We start from the raw sequence: 20,695 nt of genomic DNA, 5'->3' as shown, positions 1-20,695 counted from the left end.
TATGAAAAGTGGACTTGCGAAAAGCGACCAGAAAAGAGACTCGCCATGAGACGCGCCGACCGGCTGTTCCAGATCATTCAGGTGCTCCGGCGCACGCGAAAGCCGCTGACGGCGGACGCGATCGCGGCCGAACTCGAGACCTCGAAACGCACCATCTATCGCGACATCGCCACGCTGATCGAACAGCGCGTGCCGATCCGCGGCGAGGCCGGCATGGGCTACATCCTGGAGAAGGGATTCGACCTGCCGCCCTTGATGCTGACGCCCGACGAGATCGAAGCCGCCGTACTCGGCGCGCAATGGGTCGTAGGCCATGCCGATCCCGTGCTGGCACGCGCCGCGCAGGACCTGATGGCGAAGATCGCCGACACGGTCCCGGAGCGGTTGCGGCCTTTCGTTCTCGAACCCGCAAGCCGCGCGCGGTCGGTCTGGAACCGGGAACCAGACCGTATCGACATGGTGCGGACACGCGCCCAGATTCACGAGGGCAAGAAAATCACCCTGGACTATCGCGACGAACATGGCCGCGAGAGCAAGCGCACGATCTGGCCGATCGCCATCGGCTATCACGAAGCGGTGCGGATCATGGCGGCGTGGTGCGAGCTGCGGAAGGATTTCCGGAGCTTTCGCACCGACCGGGTCGTCGACGCGGTGTACCACGACGAAAAATATCCGGAGCGGCGCGATTTGCTGCGGGCGAAATGGCGGCGCAGCCTGGTCTGGGAAGCCCCGAGGGATACGTAAAGCGACCTCCACACGAACAGTACGAATCGCGGCCGCACCCCCACCCCAACCCCAACCCTCCCCCGCAAGCGCGGGAGAGGGAGTGCAGTTCCATTGTGGACGCAGTTCGATCTTCTCGTCACGCACTCGCCGCGACTGGCCGGGCGCTTCATTCCGCGCTAAACGGCAGCGATGGATGAAACCGGATCAACGATTGCCAGCGAAAGCCCCTGCCAGGCCTGCGGCGCCTGCTGCAGCTATTCGCAGAACTGGCCGCGCTTCACGACCGAGGATGACGCCGACCTCGACCTGATCCCGGAAAAATTCGTCAACGACCGGCTGTCGGGAATGCGCTGCGACGGCGACCGCTGTTCGGCGTTGTCGGGCAAGGTCGGCGAGGCGACGGCGTGCACGATCTATGCGGTGCGGCCCGAGGTATGCCGGACCTGCATGCCCGGCGATCCCGAATGCGCGATGGCGCGGAAGAGGCATGGGCTGGCAGTGTTGGTGTAGCTCACCGCTGTCGTCCCTGCGAAAGCAGGGACCCACACGCCGCGGCAGGAATTGCTGGAAAAGGAAGACAACTTCCAGCGTGTGAAATAATCTCGGCTGGTGGTTATGGGTCCCTGCGTTCGCAGGGACGACGGATGGAAAAACTTACGCCGGCACCGCTTCGGCGAGGTCTTCGTCGTCGAGATCTTCAATCGGAGCGAAGGTGGAGAGCGGCTTGGTCGAGAGCGTGATCGGCTTGCGATTGCCGTAGGACGACGAGGGCGTGGAGCGCGCGGCCGGCTCGCGGGACAGTGCATAGAGGGTCGAGCCGACGCGCCCGCCCAGCGAGATCAGCTCGCGCTCGGTGCAGCTGGCGGCAATGGCGAGGGCGAGCGAATGCAGATGGCTGCGGCGGTAGCAGAACAGCGCCAGCATCGCGCGCGTCTCCGAGGAGACGCTCTCCACCAGAAGCGGCAAGCCGTTGGCGTTGGCGCGGTACATCTCGCCGAGCAATTCGTCCCGGACCGGGCAGAAATCGTTCTCGAAGGCTTCGCGGCTTGAAAACATTGCGGTTCTCCCTATTCGGAAGATGCAGTGCAATACTCTAACGAAAGGTTAACCACCCGTACCAGTAGTGTTCCGGTGCTCTTGCCAGTTTCGACCAAATCGGACCGGCGCAGCCGGTGATTCGCGCGGCGCGAATTGCGCCTAAACCCCGCCGCCACGGGCTGGCTGGCGGTCACGTGCAGACCAGGGAAGGCTATGCGTGAGGGAGGCTGGTGCCTATCCGGAATACTGCGGTCCGATTGTTGTTTTGACGCGATTTCTTTACGCGAACCGGTATCCACCCCGGATCAAGTCCGAGGGCATGCTTCGCTGGAAAACGCTCTGGCCGGATCAGTTCGCCGCCATGTAGATCGCCAGGCCGAAGCCGGTGAGATGGTGCAGCGCCTGGTCGACGCCGATCAGCGTCCAGAACCAGGGATGCTCATTCTCCAGCGTCACGCCGAAGGACGATGCGCAGATCCCCTTGATGCGGTCGATCGTGATGTGGATCGCGAAATCGATAAAGGCGACGAACCAGAACCGCGGCGCGACCACCATGATCAGCAGCAACGATGTCACGAGATGCACCGAGCAGTGCGCCAGCAACGGCATCGCCCAGCCGGTCTTCTGGTCCTTGCCGATCGCCATCCAGGAAGTCTGAAAAATGAAGTCGGCAATGATGTGCTTCACCGTGAGAAGCAACATCCATCCCACCAGCGCAGCAATCGGGACCGACGACGACATGGAAGGAAACAACAAAGCTGACGCCCTTTGCTGGGACTAACGAGGTGGCAATAAACCGGGGGTCTAGGCTGTCAGCGAATTTTCTTCTCGAACCCGGACGTGAACGTTGCCGGTATTTATGGCACCTCCCGGACCGGAATGCACCTGTGGGTGGTTGGAAAAAAACATGGTGTGGCCCAACAGCGATACTGCGGCATCGGCGCCCGGCTTGCGCGGGTAAGGTTACCCGCGGGGGGACGGTTTGCAATCCGACGGGGGCAGGATATCATTGCCGCGCAGGAAATTGTCGTTCGTTTCTAGGTATTTACGAATTCATTTGGATGGCCTGCGCCGCCGATTTGGCGGCGGGATGTCCTCCGACCGGGTATGGCCATGAGTGCTGAAGCCCCAACACCAAGACCCGGTATGCCACGGCGCCTGCGTATGCCGGTGGTCAAGAGCAACCGCTCCCAGATCGTGCTGTTTTCGATTCTCACCCTCGTCCTCACCGCCGCAACGGTGTGGGCCGGCCGGACCTGGGTGCGAAATGCCGAAACGCTGGTCTTCGCCGTCGGCCAAGCCAACGGCCCCGAGGCGCGCTTTGCGGCCCGGCTTGCCACCGTCCTGAAGAACAATTCGTCGCGGCTGCGCCTCAAGATCGTGCCCAACAGCGACAGCGCCAAGGCGATCGCCCAGTTTGACCGTAAGGAAGCCAACCTTGCGATTCTGCGTACCGACGCAAAAATCCCGCCCCGGGCGCGCGCGGTCGCGATCCTCGAACATGACGTGCTGCTGCTGGTCAGCCCCGCCGGCAAGAAGATCAAGACCCTCGCTGAACTTAAGAAAAAGAAGATCGCCGTCCTCGCCGAGAACGAAAGCAGTGTCACGCTGATCCGCACCATTCTCGACCTGTCGGAGGCGCCGGCGGCGGCACGAGTCCAGATGGCGCCGCCGGGTACGACGCTAGACAAGCTGCTCACAACATCGGGCTTTGGCGCAGTGATCGCGGTCGTCCATGCCTCGCGGACCGTAAAGGACAAGAACTTCGAGCAAATTGCGCGGCGCGGTACCTTCGCCCTCAACGCCATCGATGCGGCAAAGGCCCTGACGCGAAAATATCCGGTCCTATCGGAAGAAACGATCGCATCCGGTACGCTTTCGGCCTCACCCACCATCCCAGAAGAGGATGTGGAGACGGTGGGCCTGCAGTGGTTGCTGGTCGCGCAATCTGGTCTGTCGACGCCGACCGTGAGCGATCTCGCGCGCATCATCTATGAAAACAAGTCGGAACTGGCGCTCGACGGCGGCTTCGCCTCGAAGATCGAGCCGGCCGCGACCGACAAGGATGCCTTCATCGTCGCGCATCCAGGGGCAACCGAATACATCAACGATGAATCCAAATCATTTATCGAGCGCTACAGCGACCTGATGTACGTCGCCCTTGCTGCACTCGGCATCATCGGATCGCTGTTCGCCGCGCTGTACGCCAAGGTGACCCGGATCGCGCCGGAGAGGGCCAGTGAACTGGCAACCGCCGTTCTCGATGTCGGCGAGCGTATAGCGGATGCACAATCGCTCGGCGCGCTCGACGATCTGCAGGATGAACTCGAAACCATCCTTCGGCGTGTGGTGATGGGGATGCGCGACGGCACCATCTCCGGCGACGGGATGGACACATTCAAGCTCGGCTACGAATTCGTGCGCGACGAAATCGGCATGCGCCGCGATCACCTGAAGCGGCACCCGCCGCCCCAGGACGACAAGGTGGTAGCCGTGAAGACTGCGCAAAGCGCGTAATCACGCCACCGCTCACCCCGCCACGGCGCTCGAGCCGCTGGCCGACACCCGCGCCCTGATTTCCTCGATCTTGCGCTTGAGCGTGGCCCGCCGCGGATCGGGCAGCGCCGCCGCGCGGGCTTCCGCTACCGCTCCGGCGAGATCCGATAGCGCCAGCACGCCGTCGAAGGTCGGCTTGGCCAGGCCGTCGATGATCGCGTTCCAGTCCGCCATGCCCTGGCGGTAGACGTCGCCATAGCCCTCGATCATGGTCGCGGTCTGCACGATTTCAGAAGCTGCGGCCGGCTGTTTGTCCAGGCTGCGGCTGACCATGTGCAGCCAGCGTTCGACCCACAGCCGTTCCTTGGCGTAACGCACCGAATAGCGCCGCCACCGCTTCAGCCCGGCTTCAATCTTGAGGCGGCGAACGCCGAGACGGCTTGCTGCGCTGAAACGCATGGAAATCCGCCTGTGCGCCCACCCCGCCCAGTCAAGCGCATCGATCAGATATTCCGCGATAATGGCGGGGAGCGCGCTGACCAGTTCGTCGACCCGGAACTTCCTGATATCGACGACCGGATTGTAGTTCCCGCCGGCCCCCTCGTTGAATTCGGCAAGCTTGAGCTGCGCGATCCGGATCGGATCCTCGTAGCTCATGCGCACCGCCATCAACCGCGCAATCTCGACCAGCATCGCATCATCGACCCCGTTGCGGCCGACGAACCGCCGCAGCCGGTCGACGTAAAGCTGCGCATAACTCGTGCTCTGATAGTCGATCAGCAGATGGATGGCATCGCTCGCGGTATCGGTCACCGCCTCCGGCAAGCCCTCAGGCAGGAATGGCGGGGTGTCGTCCTCCTCACCGATGAAATCGGCGAACAGATAACGCAACGACGACATGAAACCGCGGTCTGACACTCCCGTAGCTCCCGGCCTCTATGCGGGTTTCGGCGCGGCGGCAGATGCCGCCGTTTGCTGGGCCAGCTGGTGCTGCAGCGTCTCGAGATTCTGAAACAGCCGGGCGCTGGCGAGGCGAAGGAAGTAAAAGCCGAACGCCGGGTTTTGAACGTAGAGTTCCTCGACCTTGCTGTAGCTGACGCTCAGCACGAGGCCGGCCTCGATGCATTCCAGCGACTGGGTGCGCATGTTCGACGGCGACAGCATCCCGAGCTCGCCGACGATGGCGCCGACCGGCAAGACGATGCCGGACTCGACCAGCTTGAACTTGCCGCTGACGATGTAGAGCATGTCTTCGGCCTTCTCGTCCTTGTAGAACAGCATTTCCCCGGCCGCGCAATCGCGCTCGGTCATGAACGGCTTCAGCCAATCCATCGACAGGTCGCTGTTGACCGATTTTTTCACGTCGCGCACGAGCTGCAGCATCTGGTGCAGCCGCCAGGAATTGACCAGCAGCATCGCCACCTGCACGACCATGACCAGATAATTACGGGACGGAATGGCGGTCAGGAACAGGGCGATGTTGGCGAGAATGCCGAACACCCGCAAAGGAATCATCGTCCGCATCGTGGTGGTGGCGATCACGAAGATCGACGCGAAGAGGGCGCCGGCCGTGCCGGCATGTTGTGCCAAATGAGACGGATCCATTGGAAGCCAACCAATTTTTCAGGGAGTGAATTTTTTCGCGATTTTATTGCAGTGCCGCTATTGTAAAGGCCGCAGGCTATTTTCGATATGCGGGGAAAAAACGACGATTTGTCGGGATTCGACAAAATTCATTCCTGCACCGGGCTTGCCGCGCAGCCAGCCTCGCCGGCGGGCATTTCGACGCGAGAACGCCGTTTGCCGGCTTTCGTTGACGGCCTTCCCTGCGGCAGGCACTTTCGGCAGCACCACGCGGCTGCAGAAGCTGTTGGCGCTTGACCTCGTCGATTTCCGCCTGCTGATGGCACGGCATCCTGACCTCGCCCAGACCATCGACGCCGAGGCCGAACGGCGCGCGCGAGAGAACAAGTAAATAACAAGAATGGAGAACGATATGCCCAATTCAGCCGCGGCGGCGAGCTCGCCGGTCCTCGACATCAGCGGCGCGCGCGCCACCATCCGCCTCAACCGGCCGAAACATTTGAACCGGCTGCAGAGCGAGGATCTCGGCGAACTCGTGAAACTGTTCGACCGGATCGAGGCCGATCCTGCGATCCGGGTGCTGGTGCTGACCGGCACCGGCCGCGCCTTCTCGGCCGGCTACGACCTCAATTCGGTCGCCGACCGCGCCGTCAGCGCCAAAGAGGAGCAGAGCGCCGGCTCCGCGTTCGAGGTGGTGGTCAACCGCCTGGAGGATCTCGGGGTGCCGACGATCTGCCGGCTCAATGGCGGCGTCTATGGCGGCTCGACCGATCTGGCGCTGGCCTGCGATTTCCGCATCGGCGTCGATACGGCTGAAATGTTCATGCCGGCGGCGCGGCTCGGCCTGCATTATTACAAGAGCGGCATCGAGCGTTACGTGACGCGGCTCGGCGTCGACAATGCCAAGAAACTGTTTCTGACGGCGGAGAAGATCTCGGCGCCCGAGATGCTGCGGATCGGCTATCTCACCGCGATGGTGCCGATGGAGGTGCTTGACGAGGAAGTCGGCAAGCTTGCGGACATCCTCGCCGGTAACGCACCTGTCGCGATGCGCGGCATGAAACGCGCCATTAACGAATTCGCCCGTGGCAAGCTCGACGAGGCCGCCGCGAACCAGCGCCACCGCGAGAGCATGCGCGGCGACGAGATCAAGGAAGGCATCAAGGCCTTTGCGGAGAAGCGACCGCCAAGATTCTGATTCTGCCTTCTCCCCTTGTGGGAGAAGGTGGCATAGGCGGCCTATGGCCGCCGTTCTTAGAACGCCGATGCTTCGCATCGGCTATGGCGCCGGATGAGGGGTCTGTATCCGCGGAGGCAACCCCTCATCCGCCTTCGCTGCGCGAAGGCACCTTCTCCCACAAGGGGAGAAGGGAAGAAAAGGTGTCGCCCCCCGCCCCCCACGAAACATTCCTGAAACACGATTCTCCGGAACCGGCGTGAACGAATATTCACGTCGCGCCGACGAAGATGCAGGGACGAAACAACGGCCCCCGCGCCATTCAATTGGAGAATACAATGCTTCGCAAGGTTACCCTCGGACTGATCGCCGCCACCGCCCTCACCTTCGCCGCTGCCGCGCCCGCCGCTGCCGGCCCCTTCCATCATCACCACCACCACGGCTATTGGGGCCATGGTTTTGGCCTTGGCTTCGGCGGCGTCTACCTCAACACCGGCTATGGCTACAACGACTGCATCCAGCAGCGCTGGGTCGAAACCCGTCGCGGTCTGCGCCTGCGCACCGTCAATGTCTGCGCCTACTGATCTCGTCTGAATCCAGATAGCGAAAAGCCCCGGCCGCCATTGGCGATCGGGGCTTTTCCTGTGCGCTTGATGATTTGAATTAGCTACTCGTCGAAGAACGTAACCGTGTCGGCCACGCTTGCGCGCGAGGTGCGGTAGCTGTTGACCTTGTGCGCGTTGTCGGCAAAGCCGAACGAAATGCCGCAGACCACGCGGCGGTCATCGGCGAGATTGAAGTGCCGGCGGATCAGCCCGGAATGCCGCGCCAGTGCGGCCTGCGGGATGGTGCCGAGGCCGAGCGCCTGCGCCGCCAGCATGAAATTGCCGACATAGGCGCCGCAATCGACCGCGCCGTAAGTGCCGAGCGGCTCGTCGGTGTGAATGACGGCGACATGCGGGGCGCCGAAGAAATTGTAATTCTCCAGCGCCTGCTTCGCGTACGCCATCTTGTCGCCCCTGACGATGCCGAGCGTGTTGTAGAGCTGGAAACCGCTCTCGCGCCGGCGCTCGAGATAGACGCCGAGATATTCACGCGGCGGCGTGAAGTCATGGTCGTCCTTGCCGCCCGAGGAAGCCTCCGCATAGATCGCCTTGCGAAACCGCTCCTTGGCCTCGCCGCTCGCGATCAAGACCTGCCATGGCTGGCTGTTGCACCATGACGCGGTGCGCTGCGACACGGTGAGAATATGCTCGATGGTCTCGCGCGGCACCTCGCGCGGCAGGAAGGCGCGCACCGAATAGCGCTCGCCGAGCAATTCCTCGAGCACGCCGATGCGATCTTCGCTGGCGTAGCGCGCCTTCGGCGCTTTTGCATCCATGGTCATCGCCCTTTGGTCGGGATCTTGTTGAACGGCACGTCCTTGTCGACACGGATGTCGCCGGGCAGGCCGAGCACGCGCTCGGCGATGATGTTCCGCAGGATTTCGTCGGTACCGCCGGCAATACGCATCGAGGGCGAAGAGAGCAGCATCTGCTGGAACTGGCCGCTTGCGGTCTCCTCGTCGGCCCCGGTCAACGCACCGGCCGCACCCTCCAGGTCCATCGCGTAGGTCGCGATGTCCTGCAGCATCGCGCCCGACACCAATTTACCGATGGAGTTCTCAGGTCCCGGACGCTCGCCCTTCGACAGCGACGAGATTGCGCGGTAGCTGGTGTATTTCAGCCCGCTCGCCTTCACCGCCCAGCTCGCCAGCTTGGAGCGTGTGGCGGGATCATCGATCGCGAGCCCGTCCTCGGTCATCAGATTGGAGCAGAACTCGAACATTTCGGGGAAACCGGTGGCGAGCCGCGAGCCGATCGACATGCGCTCGTTCATCAGCGTGGTCAGCGAAACGTTCCAGCCGTCGCCGACCGCGCCGAGGCGCTGGCTGTCCGGGATCACGACGTCGGTGAAATAGACCTCGTTGAACTCCTGCATGCCGTTGGCCTGCTTGATCGGCCGCACCTCGACGCCCTTGCTCTTCATGTCGAGGAAGAACATCGTCAGGCCCTTGTGCTTGGGCACGTTGGGATCGGTGCGCGTGATCAACAGGCCGTAATCCGAATAGTGCGCGCCCGAGGTCCAGATCTTCTGGCCGTTGACGATCCAGTCGTCGCCCTTCTTCTCGGCACGGGTACGCAGGCCCGCGACGTCGGAACCACCGGCCGGCTCGGAGAACAGCTGGCACCAGATATGCTCGCCGGACGCCAGCTTCGGCAGATAATGCCGCTTGTGCTCCTCGCTGCCGAACGCCATCACGGTCGGGCCGCACATGCCCTCGCCGATCTGGAACGGCTGCGTCAGCTTGCCGTAGACGCCTTCTTCCTGCTGCCAGATCACCTTCTCGATCGGGGTGGCGCCGCGGCCGCCATATTCCTTCGGCCAGTGCAGGCAGGCCCAGCCGCCTTCGGCCTTCTTCTTCTGCCAGGCCTTGCCGACATCGACGATCTCTTCCTTCTCCAGCCGGATGCGGCCGAGCGAGGATTTGGAAAGCTCCGCCTCGTATTTCTTCGGCGCGTTGGCTTCCATCCATTTACGGGCGGTGGCGCGGAATTCGGCTTCCTGCGGGGTATCGTCGAAGTTCATTGGGCGGCTCCTTTCGCGCTTACGCGCGTCCCTTGGTCGGAATCTTGTTGAACGGCACGTCCTTGTCGACCCTGATGTCGCCGGGCAGGCCAAGCACGCGTTCGGCAATGATGTTGCGCATGATCTCGTCGGTGCCGCCCTCGACGCGGGTGCCCGGCGCACGCAGCAGCATGGCCTGGAATTTCCCGGCGATCTCCGCATCCTCCGGCCCGCTCAGCACGCCGGCGGCGCCCTGCAAATCGAGCGCGTACATCGCGACTTCCTGTACCATCGAGCCCGCCACCAGCTTGCCTATGGAATTCTCGGGACCCGGACGATCGCCCTTCGACAGCGCCGAGATCGCGCGCATGCTGGTGTATTTCAGCCCGCTCGCCTTCACGGCATAGTTCGCCAGCCTCGAACGCACGTTGCGGTCCTCGATCGCAGGGCCATCGTCCAGCACCAGGCTGTTGCAGAAATCGAACAGCTCCGGAAAGCCGGTGGAAACGCCGGCGCCGATCGACATGCGTTCGTTCATCAGCGTCGTCAGCGAGACGTTCCAGCCGTCATTGACGGCGCCCAGTCGTTGCGAATCCGGGATTTTCACATCGGTGAAGTAGACCTCGTTGAAGTCGGACTGGCCGCTGGCCTGCTTAATGGGTCGCACCTCGACGCCCGGGCTCTTCATGTCCAGGAAGAACATGGTGAGGCCCTTGTGTTTTGCCACATTGGGATCGGTGCGCGTCAGCAAGATGCCGTAGTCCGAATAATGCGCACCGGAGGTCCAGATCTTTTGGCCGTTGATGATCCAGTCATCGCCCTTTTTTTCGGCGCGGGTGCGAAGCCCGGCGACGTCGGAGCCGCCAGCGGGTTCGGAGAACAGCTGGCACCAGACCTTTTCGCCCGAGGCCAGCGGCGGCAGGTACTTTCGCTTCTCCTCCTCGCCGGCAAACGCCATCATGGTCGGCCCGCACATGCCGTGGCCGATGATGAACATGCCTGAGAGTTTGCCGAACGGGCCTTCCTCCTGCTGCCAGATTACGCGCTCGATCGGCGACGAACCACGGCCGCCATATTCCTTTGGCCAATGCAGGCAGGCCCAGCCGGCGTCGGCTTTCTTCCTCTGCCATGCCTTTGCGACCTCGAGGATGTTGGCGCCCTTGAGCACGGTGCGGCCGAGCGAGGATTTGCGCAGCTCTTCCTCATACTGCTTCGGCGCATTGGCTCCGATCCAGGCTTTCGCCTCGGCGCGGAACGCGGCCTCCTGCGGGGTGTCATCGAAGTTCATGTTTTTCTACTCTCTCGGGGCGTTCCCCGGATGCTGCGCAGCGCGAAGCGGTGCGCTGCTGATCCGGGGTCCATCAATCAATGGGTCCCGGCTCTGCGAAGCAGCGCGAAGTGCGCTGCATCGCGTCCGGGACACGAGTGTTTCGTTAAGCCGCGTTCTTCTTGCGCATGCGGTCGATCAGCTGATCTTCCCAATAGGACAGACTGCCGAGCGTCACCGCGGCCGCGTTGGCGCGGCGGTAGTACATGTGGCAGTCGAACTCCCAGGTGAAACCCATGCCGCCATGGACCTGGATGTTGTTCTTGGAGCAATGCTGGAACGCCTGCGTCGCGCTGATGCGGGCGGCGGCCGCCGCTTCCGGCAGTTCCGAGGCGTTGGTCGAGAGCGCCCAGGCGCCGTAATAGCAATTCGAACGCGCCAGCGTCGCCGAGACGTACATGTCGGCGAGGATGTGCTTCACCGCCTGGAACGAGCCGATCGGCCGGCCGAAGGCGATACGATCGAGCGCGTAGTCGCGGCCCATTTCCAGCGCGCGGTCGGAACCGCCGACCTGCTCGAACGCCATCAGGACCGCGGCGCGATCGAGCACTTGCGTGAGAATGCCCCAGCCTTCACCGGCCGCGCCGAGCGGCTCGGCCTTGCAGTTCTTGAAGGTGAGTTCGGCCTGGCCGTGGGTCGGATCGATGTTGGTCAGCGACCTGACCTCGACGCCGCCGGCCTTGAGGTCGACCAGGAACAGCGAGATATCGGCATCGCGGCCGGTCGATCCCGTGCGTGCGGCAACGACCGCGAAGTCGGCGATGGCGCCATCCGGCACCGGCTTCTTGACGCCGCTCAGCGTACCGCCGGAGGCCGACAACTTGATCGCCTGCGGCGACGGATTGCCCTTGCCTTCGAACAGCGCCAGCGTGCCGATCGCGTCACCGGAGGCAATCTTCGGCAACCATTTCTGCTTCTGCACATCACTGCCCGCGAGCAGCAGCGCTTCGGCAGCCAGATACACCGTCGAGGAGAACGGCACCGGCGCCAGCGCGCGGCCCATTTCCTCGGCGATCACGCAGAGTTCGAGATGACCGGCGCCCGCGCCGCCGAACTCTTCCGGGATCGCAACGCCAAGAAAGCCCATCTCGGCGAGGCCCTTCCACAAGGCCTTGTCGTAGGTCGCCTTGCCATCCAGCACCTCACGCACCGCTTTCGGCGGGCACTTCTCGGCAAGGAATTTCCTCGCCGCGTCGCGCATCTGCTTTTGTTCGTCGGAGAAATCGAAATTCATGGCGTGTCACTCGGGTTGATGTTTGAGGTGTATTTTTCCGGCGTCGTCCCCGCGAACGCGGGGACCCATAATCACCGGTGTTTGTGTTTTAACTCGGAACTAGCTCCAATTTTTCATCGATAGGCCTCGGCGTATGGGTCCCCGCGTTCGCGGGGACGACGACGAAGGGTGTCTTCATTTCAGTACAATCACGTCTTCCCCGGGATGAGCGGCGTAAAGTTTTTCGACCAGCGCGGCGCGGCGCTCTAAGCCGGCGCGCTGGTTGATGTAGCCCTTGTCGGTGAGTTCGTTGCCGTCGATGGAGGGCGGCTCCGCCATCAGCATGGCGCGGGCGATCCGCATGCTGCTGCCGGTACAGGAGGCGTTGTGCGCTTCCAGCCCTTGCTTGACGCAGGCGATCACCTCGGGGTGCCCAACCACATCCTCAAACGTCGCGTCGGGATTGCCGACGAGTTGCCGGCAGGCGTGCAGATTGGGCCAGGCCAGCAGTCCGATGAATTCGCGGTCCTGTCCCGCGACCAGCGCGTCATGCACCGCAGGGGTCGCGGCGGCGATGGCGTCGGTCCGTAGCGAGCCGACGTGCACAAAAGTGCCGGTGGTGAGTTTGAAGTCCTCGACCACGCGGCCGGCGAAGATGATGCCTTGCAGCGGATCGTTGTCGTCAACGAAGATGCCGGCGTCACCAATGCAATAAAAACCTTCCTCGTCGAACATCTTCTTCGTGAGATCAGGCTGGCCGAAATAACCCGGCGTGACGTTGATGCCGCGCAGCCGCAGCTCATATTTCGAGCCGCACGGCACCATCTTCAGCTCCACGCCGGGGAACGGCAGCCCGATCAGGCCGACGCGCTCGGTGTCCCAGTAAGTGCCGGTGGAGGTCGGCGCGGTCTCGGTCGAGCCCCAGCCGGTATAGAACACGATGCGCTGACCGGTGGTCTTCACCGCCAGCGCCTGCATGCGGTCATAGAGATCGTCCGGCAGCCGCGCGCCGCCATAGGCCATGACGGTCAGATTCTTGAAGAAACTACGACATAGCGCGTCGTCCTTCTCCATCGCCGCCGCCAGCGCGGCATACCCCGCTGGCACGTTGGCGTAATAGGTCGGCGACACCTCGTGCAGGTTGCGAAGGGTCTCCTCGAACAGGCCCGGCATCGGCCGCCCGTCGTCGATATAGAGTGTGCCGCCATCGACCAGGATCGGATGGAATGCCGCGTTGCCGCCCATGGTGTGATTCCAGGGCATCCAGTCCAGCATGGTCGCGATCGGCCCGTTCGGATCGCGCGGCCGCACCTGCATCATCATCGCCGCATTGGCGCACATCATCTCCTGGGTGTTGATGACGGCCTTGGGCATGCCGGTCGAACCCGACGTGAACAGCAGTTTTCCAATCGTATCCGGCGTGATTTGTGCGATCGACTCGTCCACCGCCTTCGTCACCGCCGTCGCCGCGAGATCGGCATAAGAGACGCTGTTGATGCCTTCGCAGGGCCGCAGCACATGCACGACGGTGACGCCGGTGAGATCGAGGGCTTTGAGCGCCTTCTCGAAGGTCGGGCCGTCCTGCACCATCACGACCGCAGGCTTGATCAGGTCGAAGAGGTATTTGAGCTTGAGGTGATCCTGGCTCATCAGCGAATAGGCCGGCGACACCGGTGCCGCCGGCAGGCGCGCCTGCATCGCGGCCTGCGTCATCAGCGCATGCTCGATCGAATTACCGGAGAGGATGGTAACGGGGCGGCCATCTGCAACGCCGAGGTTGAGCAGGCCTTGCGTCAGCCCATCGACGGTGCGCTTGGCTTCGCCGTAGGAAACTTTCCGCCATTGCCGGTCCGCGCCGCCGCGTTGTGCGAGCCAGATGCGATCGGGCGCTTGCTTTGCCCATTTCGCCAGCGAGGCCGGAATGTGCTTCTCGTAAGACTGCAGCGGAATGCGCGACTTCAGCACGATGACGCCGTCCGCCCGCCGCGCGACATCGATATCGCGCTTCAGCCATTCGATCTTGCGAAAGCCGGGTTTTGTGAGCACCGCGGCGGCATTCCCACTCATTATTGCGTCTCCCGGAATTCGGTCCTTTTGCGGATCCTTTTCTACCGTTTGATATAGACAGGCTTTCGCTTTTCAAGGAAGGCCCTGATGCCTTCGCTGAATTCTTCCGAGCGGCTGCACAGCACCTGGTTGCGGTCTTCCATCGCAATCACGGCTTCGATCGAGCCGGCATCGACGCTCATGTTGAGGCATTCCTTGGAAAGCCGGAGGCCCACCGGCGACGCCGTCATCATCGCCTCTACATAAGGTTCCGCTGCCGCATCGAGCGCGCCTTCCTCGACCACTTCTGAGACGAGTCCAACCGCGAGCGCGCGGTCCGCGCCGATGAAGCGTCCGGTGAGGATCAGTTCCGACGCCACGGAGACGCCGACCAGCCGCGGCAGGAAATAGCTGGTGCCGATATCGCAGCCGCCGAGGCCTAGCTTGATGAAGGCGCAGTTCATTCGCGCCGATCTGGTGGCGATGCGAATATCCGCCGCCAGCGCCAGCGCAAAACCGCCGCCGGCCGCGGCGCCCTGCACCAGCGCGATGATCGGCTGCGGGCAACGCCGCATCAGCATCACGATGTCGGCGATCCGGCGCTGCGAATCCAGCGACTCGGTGACACCGGGCGGCTCCTGCTGCCCGGCCCGGCGCTTCATCGCGTGTTTGAGATCGAGCCCGGCGCAGAACGCGCTGCCTGCGCCCTTCAGCACCACCACGCGCGTGGTGCGGTTACGCTGCAGGCCTTCGAAATAGGCGTTGAGCGCATCGATCATGTCGGGGTTGAGCGCGTTGAGGCTATCAGGGCGATTGAGCGTCACCCGGTCGACCCCGTCATCATGTTCGATCAGCAGCGGTTGAGTCACGTTGTACTCCTGCATCCGCGAGCGCAGTGCCAGCTGCTGCGCCCTCTCCCCTTGTGGGAGAGGGCATCACCGGCAGTGCCGTACATTCGATTGGGTGAGGGGTTGGCTCCGCAATAGAACTGTCTCTGCGGAGAGAACCCCTCATCCGGCGCTTCGCGCCACCTTCTCCCGCAAAGGGAGAAGGGAAGAAGTGCGAACCCTACCGCGGCGCCATGCGGATGGCGCCGTCGAGGCGGATGGTTTCGCCGTTGAGCATCGGGTTCTCGACGATGTGGACCGCGAGGTTGCCGTACTCGGAAGCATCGCCGAGGCGAGCCGGATGCGGCACCTGCGCGCCGAGGCTCTTTCGTGCTTCCTCGTTCAATCCCATCAGCAGCGGCGTCAGGAACAGGCCCGGCGCGATGGTGTTGACGCGGATCTTGAGGCTGGCGAGGTCGCGCGCGGCCGGCAGCGTGAGGCCGACGACGCCACCCTTCGACGCCGAATAGGCGATCTGGCCGATCTGGCCTTCATAGGCCGCGACGCTGGCGGTGTTGATGGCGACGCCGCGCTCTTCGCCGATCGGGGGCGCGGTGGCGAGCCGTTCGGCGAACAGGCGCAGCACGTTGAAGGTGCCGATCAGATTGACGTTGATGATGCGAACGAATTTTGCCAGCGGATAGACGCCGTCCTTGCCGACGGTGCGCTGCGAGCCGCCGATGCCGGCGCAGTTCATCAGCACGCGCGCGATGCCGTGCGCGGCTTCGGCCTTGGCGATCGCGGCCTTGATCGCTTCCTCGTCGGTGACGTCGGCATGCAGGGCGACGCCCTTGACTTCGGCGGCGACGGCTTCGGCGTTTTCCTTGTTCTGGTCGATCACGCCGATTTTCGCGCCCTTGGCGGCCATGGCGCGGGCGGTAGCGGCACCGAGACCGGAGCCACCGCCGGTGATGAGAACGGCAACATCATTCAACTGCATTTTACAAACCTTTCCTTGGGCGTTTCTTCTCTGGACTTTACGAATGGCGAATAGGGAGTGGCGAACGGAAGAGATCCATTCGCTATCCGCTACTCGCCATTCGCGGCTTTCTTTACACTCAGCACGCCGCCGCAGATCAGCGCTTCCATGTGCTTGATGTACTGGCGGCAGACTTCGTCGGTGACCGGACCGACGCCGGTCGCGCGCGACATCGCGTGGCGGCCGAAAAACAGGTGATCGCAGGCGCCGACCAGGCTGGTGTAGAACATCACGGGATCGATGTTGCGGAACTCGCCGGCCTTGATGCCCTCCGCGAGCAGCCGCTTCTGGAACTCGAGCAGGGGCGCGACGAAGAATTTCGACACCTCGTCGGCCGCTTCCGTGCTGCTTTCATGCAGCAGGTAGTGGATCAGCCGGTTCATGTACGGGAACTGGTAATAGGCGCGGATGATGCCGCCGATATGCAGCTTGAGTTTGGCGGTCGGCGTGATCGGCTGGCTGATCAGATATTCGAGTTGCGACATCTCGGTCGCGGCATCGCGCGCCAATAGCGCCAGCAACAGGCCGTCCTTGTTGCCGAAATGGTATTTCACCAAAGCGGCGTTGACGCCGGATTTCTGCGCGATGTCGGAGAGCGACACCTCGATCGAGGCGCGCTCGATCATCAATTCGCTTGCCGCGACGAGCAGCTTCTCGGCGGTGGTATTTTTGCCGCCCGCAAGTCTGGTCGGTATGCTGGTATTCAACTCAGATGCCATCACTGCCTGCTGGGAAATCCGGCCGCACATAAGCGCATGCCGCGGCTGCACTCAAGAGTTAATTGATTGATTGACTAAATCCCGGACCACCCCTTAAATCCGGCCCATCATTCAAAAGCCATCCAACAACAATTCAGGGAGAACAGACATGGCCGAGGCCTATATCGTTGCCACCGCTCGCACCGCCGGTGGCCGCAAGGGGGGACGTCTCGCAGGCTGGCATCCGGCCGATCTCGCCGCCTCGGTGCTGGATTCGCTGATCGATCGCAGCGGCGCCGATCCCGCGCAGGTCGAAGACGTCATCATGGGCTGCGTGATGCAGGCCGGCGAACAGTCCAACAACATCGGCCGCAACGCCGTGATGGCTTCAAAACTGCCCGAGAGCGTGCCCGCCACCTCGATCGACCGCCAGTGCGGCTCGTCGCAGCAGGCGCTGCATTTCGCGGCGCAGGCGGTGATGTCCGGCACCATGGATTGCGTGATCGCAGCCGGCGTGGAGTCGATGACGCGGGTGCCGATGGGCCTCGCGTCGTCATTGCCGGCCAAGAATGGCTTTGGCCACTACAAGAGCCCCGGCATCGAGAAGCTTTATCCGAACATCATGTTCAGCCAGTTCACCGGTGCTGAAATGATGGCGGAGAAATACGGTCTCTCCAAGGAAGAGCTCGATACCTACTCCTACAACAGCCACCAGCGCGCGATTGCAGCGACCCAGGCCGGCAAATTCAAGGACGAGATCGTTTCGCTGCAGATCACCCGCGCCGACGGCTCGACCGACACCCACCACATCGATGAAGGCATCCGCTTCGACGCCAGCCTCGACGGCATCAAGGGCGTCAAGCTGATCGCCGAGAACGGCAAGCACACCGCGGCCAGCGCCAGCCAGATCTGCGACGGCGCTTCGGGCGTGATGGTCGTCAACGAAAAGGGCCTCAAATCGCTCGGCGTCAAGCCGCTGGCGCGGATCCATCATCTCACCATGATGGGCGGCGATCCCGTGATCATGCTCGATGCGCCACTACACGCCACCAAGCGCGCGCTGGAAAAGGCCGGCATGTCGGTCGACGACATCGACCTGTTCGAGGTCAACGAGGCCTTTGCCGCCGTGCCGGTGGCGTGGCTGAAGACCACCGGCGCCGATCCTGAAAGGCTCAACGTCAACGGCGGCGCGATCGCGCTCGGTCATCCCCTCGGCGGCTCCGGCACCAAGCTGATGACCACGCTGGTCAACGCGCTCAAGCAGCGTGGCAAGCGCTACGGCCTGCAGACCATGTGCGAAGGCGGCGGCATGGCGAATGTGACGATTGTGGAGCGGCTGTAGGCCGCAGCGATAACAGGTATTGCAATAACAAATGGTGTCGTCCCGGCCTTGAGCCGGGACCCATAACCACAGGTTTCCGTGGTGAAAATTGGCTGGAGCTCCAGCCCGCTTCAACAGTTCAAATCGGTGGTTATGGGTCCCGGCTCAAGGCCGGGACGACACCGGTGATTGTTTCAGGATTTTTCCATGACCCATCCGTCCCTCTACGCCCGCACACATCCCGACAAGATCGCCTACCAGATGGCGGGCACCGGAAAAGCAATCACCTATCGCGAGCTCGATGAGCTCTCGAACCAGGGCGCGCATCTGTTCCGCGCGCTCGGCCTGAAAGCCGGCGACCACATCGCGTTCCTGATGGAGAACCGCCTGGCGTTCATGGAGATCTGCTGGGCGGCGCAGCGCGCAGGACTCTATTACACCGCGATCAGCCGCTATCTCACCGAGGATGAGATCGCCTACATCATCAAGGATTGCGGCGCCAAGGTCTTCATCACCACGCCGAAATGCGCCGAGAAGGTGCAAGGCCTGATCAAGGGCGAGCCGGGCGAACCGCCGTTCTTCATGGTCGACGAGCCGCAGGCCGGTTTTCGTTCCTGGGACAAGGAAGCGATTGCGCAACCGACGACGCCGATCGCGGACGAGGTCGCCGGCTACGACATGCTGTATTCGTCGGGCACTACCGGGCGGCCGAAGGGCATCAAGAAGGCGTTCGAGGGCAACAGGATCGACGTGCCCAACCAGTTCCTGAAGGTCCTCTGCGGCGACATGTGCGGCATGAATGCTGACAGCATCTACCTGTCGCCGGCGCCGCTCTATCACGCGGCACCGCTGCGCTTCAACATGATGGCGACCATCCTCGGCGGCACTTCCATCATCATGGAGTCCTTCGACGCCGAGGAGTTTTTGAAACTGGTCGAGAAATACAAGGCCACCCAATCGCAGCTGGTGCCGACCATGTTCGTGCGGATGCTGAAGCTGCCCGACGAAGTGCGCACGCGCTACGACGTTTCAACGTTGAAGGGCGCGATCCACGCCGCCGCACCCTGCCCGGTCGATGTGAAGGCCAAAATGATCGAGTGGTGGGGACCGATCCTGATCGAGTATTACGCCGGCTCCGAGGGCAACGGCGTCACCGTGTCGAACTCGCAGCAATGGCTGAGCCATCGCGGCACCGTCGGCCGCGCCGTGGTCGGCAAGGTCAAGATTCTGGACGAGAACGATCAGGAAGCGCCCACCGGGCAGATCGGCACGGTGTATTTTGCGGATGCGCCTGTGTTCGCCTATCACAACGATCCCGAGAAGACGAAACGCGCCTACAACGACCGCGGCTGGTCGACGCTCGGCGACGTCGGCTATCTCGACGACGAGGGCTTTCTCTACCTCACCGATCGCAAGAGCTACATGATCATTTCGGGCGGCGTGAACATCTACCCGCAGGAGACCGAGGACGTGCTGATCACCCACGCTGATGTCGCCGACGTCGCGGTGTTCGGCGTGCCGAATGAGGAAATGGGCGAAGAGGTCAAGGCGGTGGTGCAGCCGCACGACATGGCCAAATCCGGCAAGGAGCTCGAGGCCGAACTGATCCTGTTCTGCCGCAAGCATCTTTCGCCGATCAAATGCCCCAAAAGCATCGACTTCGAGGCCGAACTGCCGCGCACCCCGACCGGCAAGCTGGTGAAGCGGCATCTGCGGGATCGGTATTGGCCGAAGCCGGCGGCGAAGGGGTGAGTCGTGCTTGCACACTCCTTGGGTGGGTGGGCAGTTAGCAGGAACGAATTACATCGATGCTGTCGGCGAGCACGTCAGGGATGGCGCTGCGCGCAGATGCATTCGCCCGCGCTGCTTGGTGGCAGTAGTGGTCCATTGCGCTTCGATTCGCTGAAAGTCTTTCGACAGCTTTCCGCGATGGCTGCCGCCCGTCTCGAAGGCGGCATTCCCCTCGGGCGACAGCTCGAAGATTTCGACCTGCAGATCCGACAATCTGACGAACATCTGGACCTTTATCTTCGTCACCTGGCGTCCGACCTCGTATGAGCCGCATCCCAACGCTTCAACATTCTTCTCGTTCAGGGCGCGCACCGAATCCAGGGTAATGACGACGTTCTGCACCGTCCTGTCACCATCCCAACTGAACTCGCCAAAAAAGCCGCGCGGCAAATTCCGGGTCAGATCCGTCATGTCAGCCGCGCGCACGGGAGAAGCAAGCAGCAGGCTCGCCGCCGCGACCATCAGAACGAAGCGCGAAATCCAGCCGTGAAAGTTTGTCAGCCCTAGCCAACACATGTGGTATGCATCCTGCGAGTTCATGTTGCGGTCGTTAGTGGCCTCGGAGCGGGCCAAGGTTCATGCCATTGTCTTGGAGCACGCCGACCGCCAAATTGCAGCATCTGCGGGGAACGCGTTGGACCAGGGCCGCCGCGCGTTGATGAGGCTTCCTTCCCTTCTCCCCTTGTGGGAGAAGGTGCCTTCCCGAAGGGAAGGCGGACGAGGGGTCTCTATCCGCGGAGACAGACCCCTCACCCGTCTCGAATGAGCTTCGCTCATTCGATCCACCCTCTCCCACAAGGGGAGA

The 20,695-nt window shown here is 62.7% G+C and carries 20 protein-coding genes and 1 pseudogene; 8 read left to right on the top strand and 13 right to left on the bottom strand.

The genetic code is table 11. The annotated features are described in order from the left end of the window. The first annotated feature begins 45 nt into the window (after nt 1–45). A complete protein-coding gene (locus ABIE49_RS25230; RefSeq protein WP_192737084.1) occupies nt 46–744 on the top strand; it encodes a helix-turn-helix transcriptional regulator in 699 nt (232 codons plus the stop codon). A gap of 171 nt (nt 745–915) precedes the next feature. Then, nucleotides 916–1,236, top strand: a complete 321-nt coding sequence (locus ABIE49_RS25225; protein WP_192737083.1) for a YkgJ family cysteine cluster protein — start codon at nt 916–918, stop codon at nt 1,234–1,236. Between the two features lie 144 nt (nt 1,237–1,380). Here the strand turns inward: ABIE49_RS25225 and ABIE49_RS25220 are convergent, their stop codons facing one another. Beyond that, on the bottom strand, nt 1,381–1,782 hold the full coding sequence (locus ABIE49_RS25220) for a hypothetical protein (protein WP_192737082.1): 402 nt from the start codon (nt 1,780–1,782) through the stop codon (nt 1,381–1,383). 330 nt (nt 1,783–2,112) lie between these two features. Continuing rightward, nucleotides 2,113–2,466, bottom strand: coding sequence for a DUF3307 domain-containing protein (locus tag ABIE49_RS25215; protein ID WP_192737081.1), 354 nt, complete (start codon nt 2,464–2,466; stop codon nt 2,113–2,115). A 411-nt stretch (nt 2,467–2,877) separates the two neighbouring features. Here ABIE49_RS25215 and ABIE49_RS25210 point away from each other — a divergent pair, with 411 nt between their 5' ends. Further along, nucleotides 2,878–4,281 carry a TAXI family TRAP transporter solute-binding subunit gene (locus tag ABIE49_RS25210; protein WP_192737080.1) on the top strand — a complete coding sequence of 468 codons (1,404 nt, stop codon included), beginning with the start codon at nt 2,878–2,880 and terminating at the stop codon, nt 4,279–4,281. Nucleotides 4,282–4,293: 12 nt separating this feature from the next. Here the strand turns inward: ABIE49_RS25210 and ABIE49_RS25205 are convergent, their stop codons facing one another. Together ABIE49_RS25205 and ABIE49_RS25200 are read right to left on the bottom strand one after the other, a co-directional pair. Continuing rightward, on the bottom strand, nt 4,294–5,160 hold the full coding sequence (locus ABIE49_RS25205) for a DUF6537 domain-containing protein (protein WP_192737209.1): 867 nt from the start codon (nt 5,158–5,160) through the stop codon (nt 4,294–4,296). 36 nt (nt 5,161–5,196) lie between these two features. Then, entirely contained in the window at nt 5,197–5,865 is a 669-nt protein-coding gene (locus tag ABIE49_RS25200; RefSeq protein ID WP_192737079.1) for a Crp/Fnr family transcriptional regulator, read from the bottom strand. A 235-nt stretch (nt 5,866–6,100) separates the two neighbouring features. On the opposite strand from ABIE49_RS25200, the pseudogene ABIE49_RS25195 reads away from it, so the two are divergent. From ABIE49_RS25195 to ABIE49_RS25185, 3 genes and pseudogenes are all read left to right on the top strand, one after another. Beyond that, nucleotides 6,101–6,235: pseudogene (locus ABIE49_RS25195) on the top strand (cyclic nucleotide-binding protein); the annotation flags it as partial. Nucleotides 6,236–6,256: 21 nt separating this feature from the next. Next, the gene (locus ABIE49_RS25190; protein ID WP_192737078.1) at nt 6,257–7,042 is read left to right on the top strand and encodes an enoyl-CoA hydratase/isomerase family protein; all 786 of its coding nucleotides are present in this window, start codon (nt 6,257–6,259) and stop codon (nt 7,040–7,042) included. A 317-nt stretch (nt 7,043–7,359) separates the two neighbouring features. Next, nucleotides 7,360–7,605, top strand: coding sequence for a hypothetical protein (locus ABIE49_RS25185; RefSeq protein ID WP_192737077.1), 246 nt, complete (start codon nt 7,360–7,362; stop codon nt 7,603–7,605). A gap of 83 nt (nt 7,606–7,688) precedes the next feature. Here ABIE49_RS25185 and ABIE49_RS25180 read toward each other — a convergent pair whose 3' ends face one another. The 8 genes from ABIE49_RS25180 to ABIE49_RS25145 all read right to left on the bottom strand — a co-directional run bounded on the left by ABIE49_RS25180 (nt 7,689) and on the right by ABIE49_RS25145 (nt 16,799). Continuing rightward, nucleotides 7,689–8,402, bottom strand: a complete 714-nt coding sequence (locus ABIE49_RS25180) for a nitroreductase (RefSeq protein ID WP_192737076.1) — start codon at nt 8,400–8,402, stop codon at nt 7,689–7,691. A 2-nt stretch (nt 8,403–8,404) separates the two neighbouring features. Then, a complete protein-coding gene (locus ABIE49_RS25175; RefSeq protein ID WP_192737075.1) occupies nt 8,405–9,649 on the bottom strand; it encodes an acyl-CoA dehydrogenase in 1,245 nt (414 codons plus the stop codon). A gap of 19 nt (nt 9,650–9,668) precedes the next feature. Then, nucleotides 9,669–10,916, bottom strand: coding sequence for an acyl-CoA dehydrogenase (locus ABIE49_RS25170; protein WP_192737074.1), 1,248 nt, complete (start codon nt 10,914–10,916; stop codon nt 9,669–9,671). Nucleotides 10,917–11,061: 145 nt separating this feature from the next. Continuing rightward, nucleotides 11,062–12,189 (bottom strand): acyl-CoA dehydrogenase family protein, encoded by a 1,128-nt coding sequence (locus tag ABIE49_RS25165; RefSeq protein WP_192737073.1) that lies wholly within the window; start codon nt 12,187–12,189, stop codon nt 11,062–11,064. Between the two features lie 174 nt (nt 12,190–12,363). After that, nucleotides 12,364–14,235, bottom strand: a complete 1,872-nt coding sequence (locus ABIE49_RS25160; RefSeq protein WP_192737072.1) for an AMP-binding protein — start codon at nt 14,233–14,235, stop codon at nt 12,364–12,366. 41 nt (nt 14,236–14,276) lie between these two features. Beyond that, nucleotides 14,277–15,083, bottom strand: coding sequence for an enoyl-CoA hydratase/isomerase family protein (locus tag ABIE49_RS25155; RefSeq protein WP_192737071.1), 807 nt, complete (start codon nt 15,081–15,083; stop codon nt 14,277–14,279). A 199-nt stretch (nt 15,084–15,282) separates the two neighbouring features. Beyond that, nucleotides 15,283–16,041 (bottom strand): SDR family NAD(P)-dependent oxidoreductase, encoded by a 759-nt coding sequence (locus ABIE49_RS25150; RefSeq protein ID WP_192737070.1) that lies wholly within the window; start codon nt 16,039–16,041, stop codon nt 15,283–15,285. Nucleotides 16,042–16,130: 89 nt separating this feature from the next. Then, nucleotides 16,131–16,799, bottom strand: a complete 669-nt coding sequence (locus ABIE49_RS25145) for a TetR family transcriptional regulator (protein ID WP_192737069.1) — start codon at nt 16,797–16,799, stop codon at nt 16,131–16,133. 148 nt (nt 16,800–16,947) lie between these two features. On the opposite strand from ABIE49_RS25145, the gene ABIE49_RS25140 reads away from it, so the two are divergent. Together ABIE49_RS25140 and ABIE49_RS25135 are read left to right on the top strand one after the other, a co-directional pair. After that, nucleotides 16,948–18,120, top strand: a complete 1,173-nt coding sequence (locus ABIE49_RS25140; RefSeq protein WP_192737068.1) for an acetyl-CoA C-acetyltransferase — start codon at nt 16,948–16,950, stop codon at nt 18,118–18,120. Nucleotides 18,121–18,306: 186 nt separating this feature from the next. Continuing rightward, nucleotides 18,307–19,851 (top strand): acyl-CoA synthetase, encoded by a 1,545-nt coding sequence (locus ABIE49_RS25135; protein WP_192737067.1) that lies wholly within the window; start codon nt 18,307–18,309, stop codon nt 19,849–19,851. A 48-nt stretch (nt 19,852–19,899) separates the two neighbouring features. On the opposite strand, the gene ABIE49_RS25130 is transcribed toward ABIE49_RS25135, so the two are convergent. Beyond that, nucleotides 19,900–20,463 (bottom strand): hypothetical protein, encoded by a 564-nt coding sequence (locus ABIE49_RS25130; protein ID WP_354066974.1) that lies wholly within the window; start codon nt 20,461–20,463, stop codon nt 19,900–19,902. Nucleotides 20,464–20,695: the final 232 nt, after the last annotated feature.

This window comes from Bradyrhizobium sp. OAE829 (assembly GCF_040546575.1).
Classification (GTDB): domain Bacteria; phylum Pseudomonadota; class Alphaproteobacteria; order Rhizobiales; family Xanthobacteraceae; genus Bradyrhizobium.
This window is presented reverse-complemented; position numbering and strand designations above follow the sequence as displayed.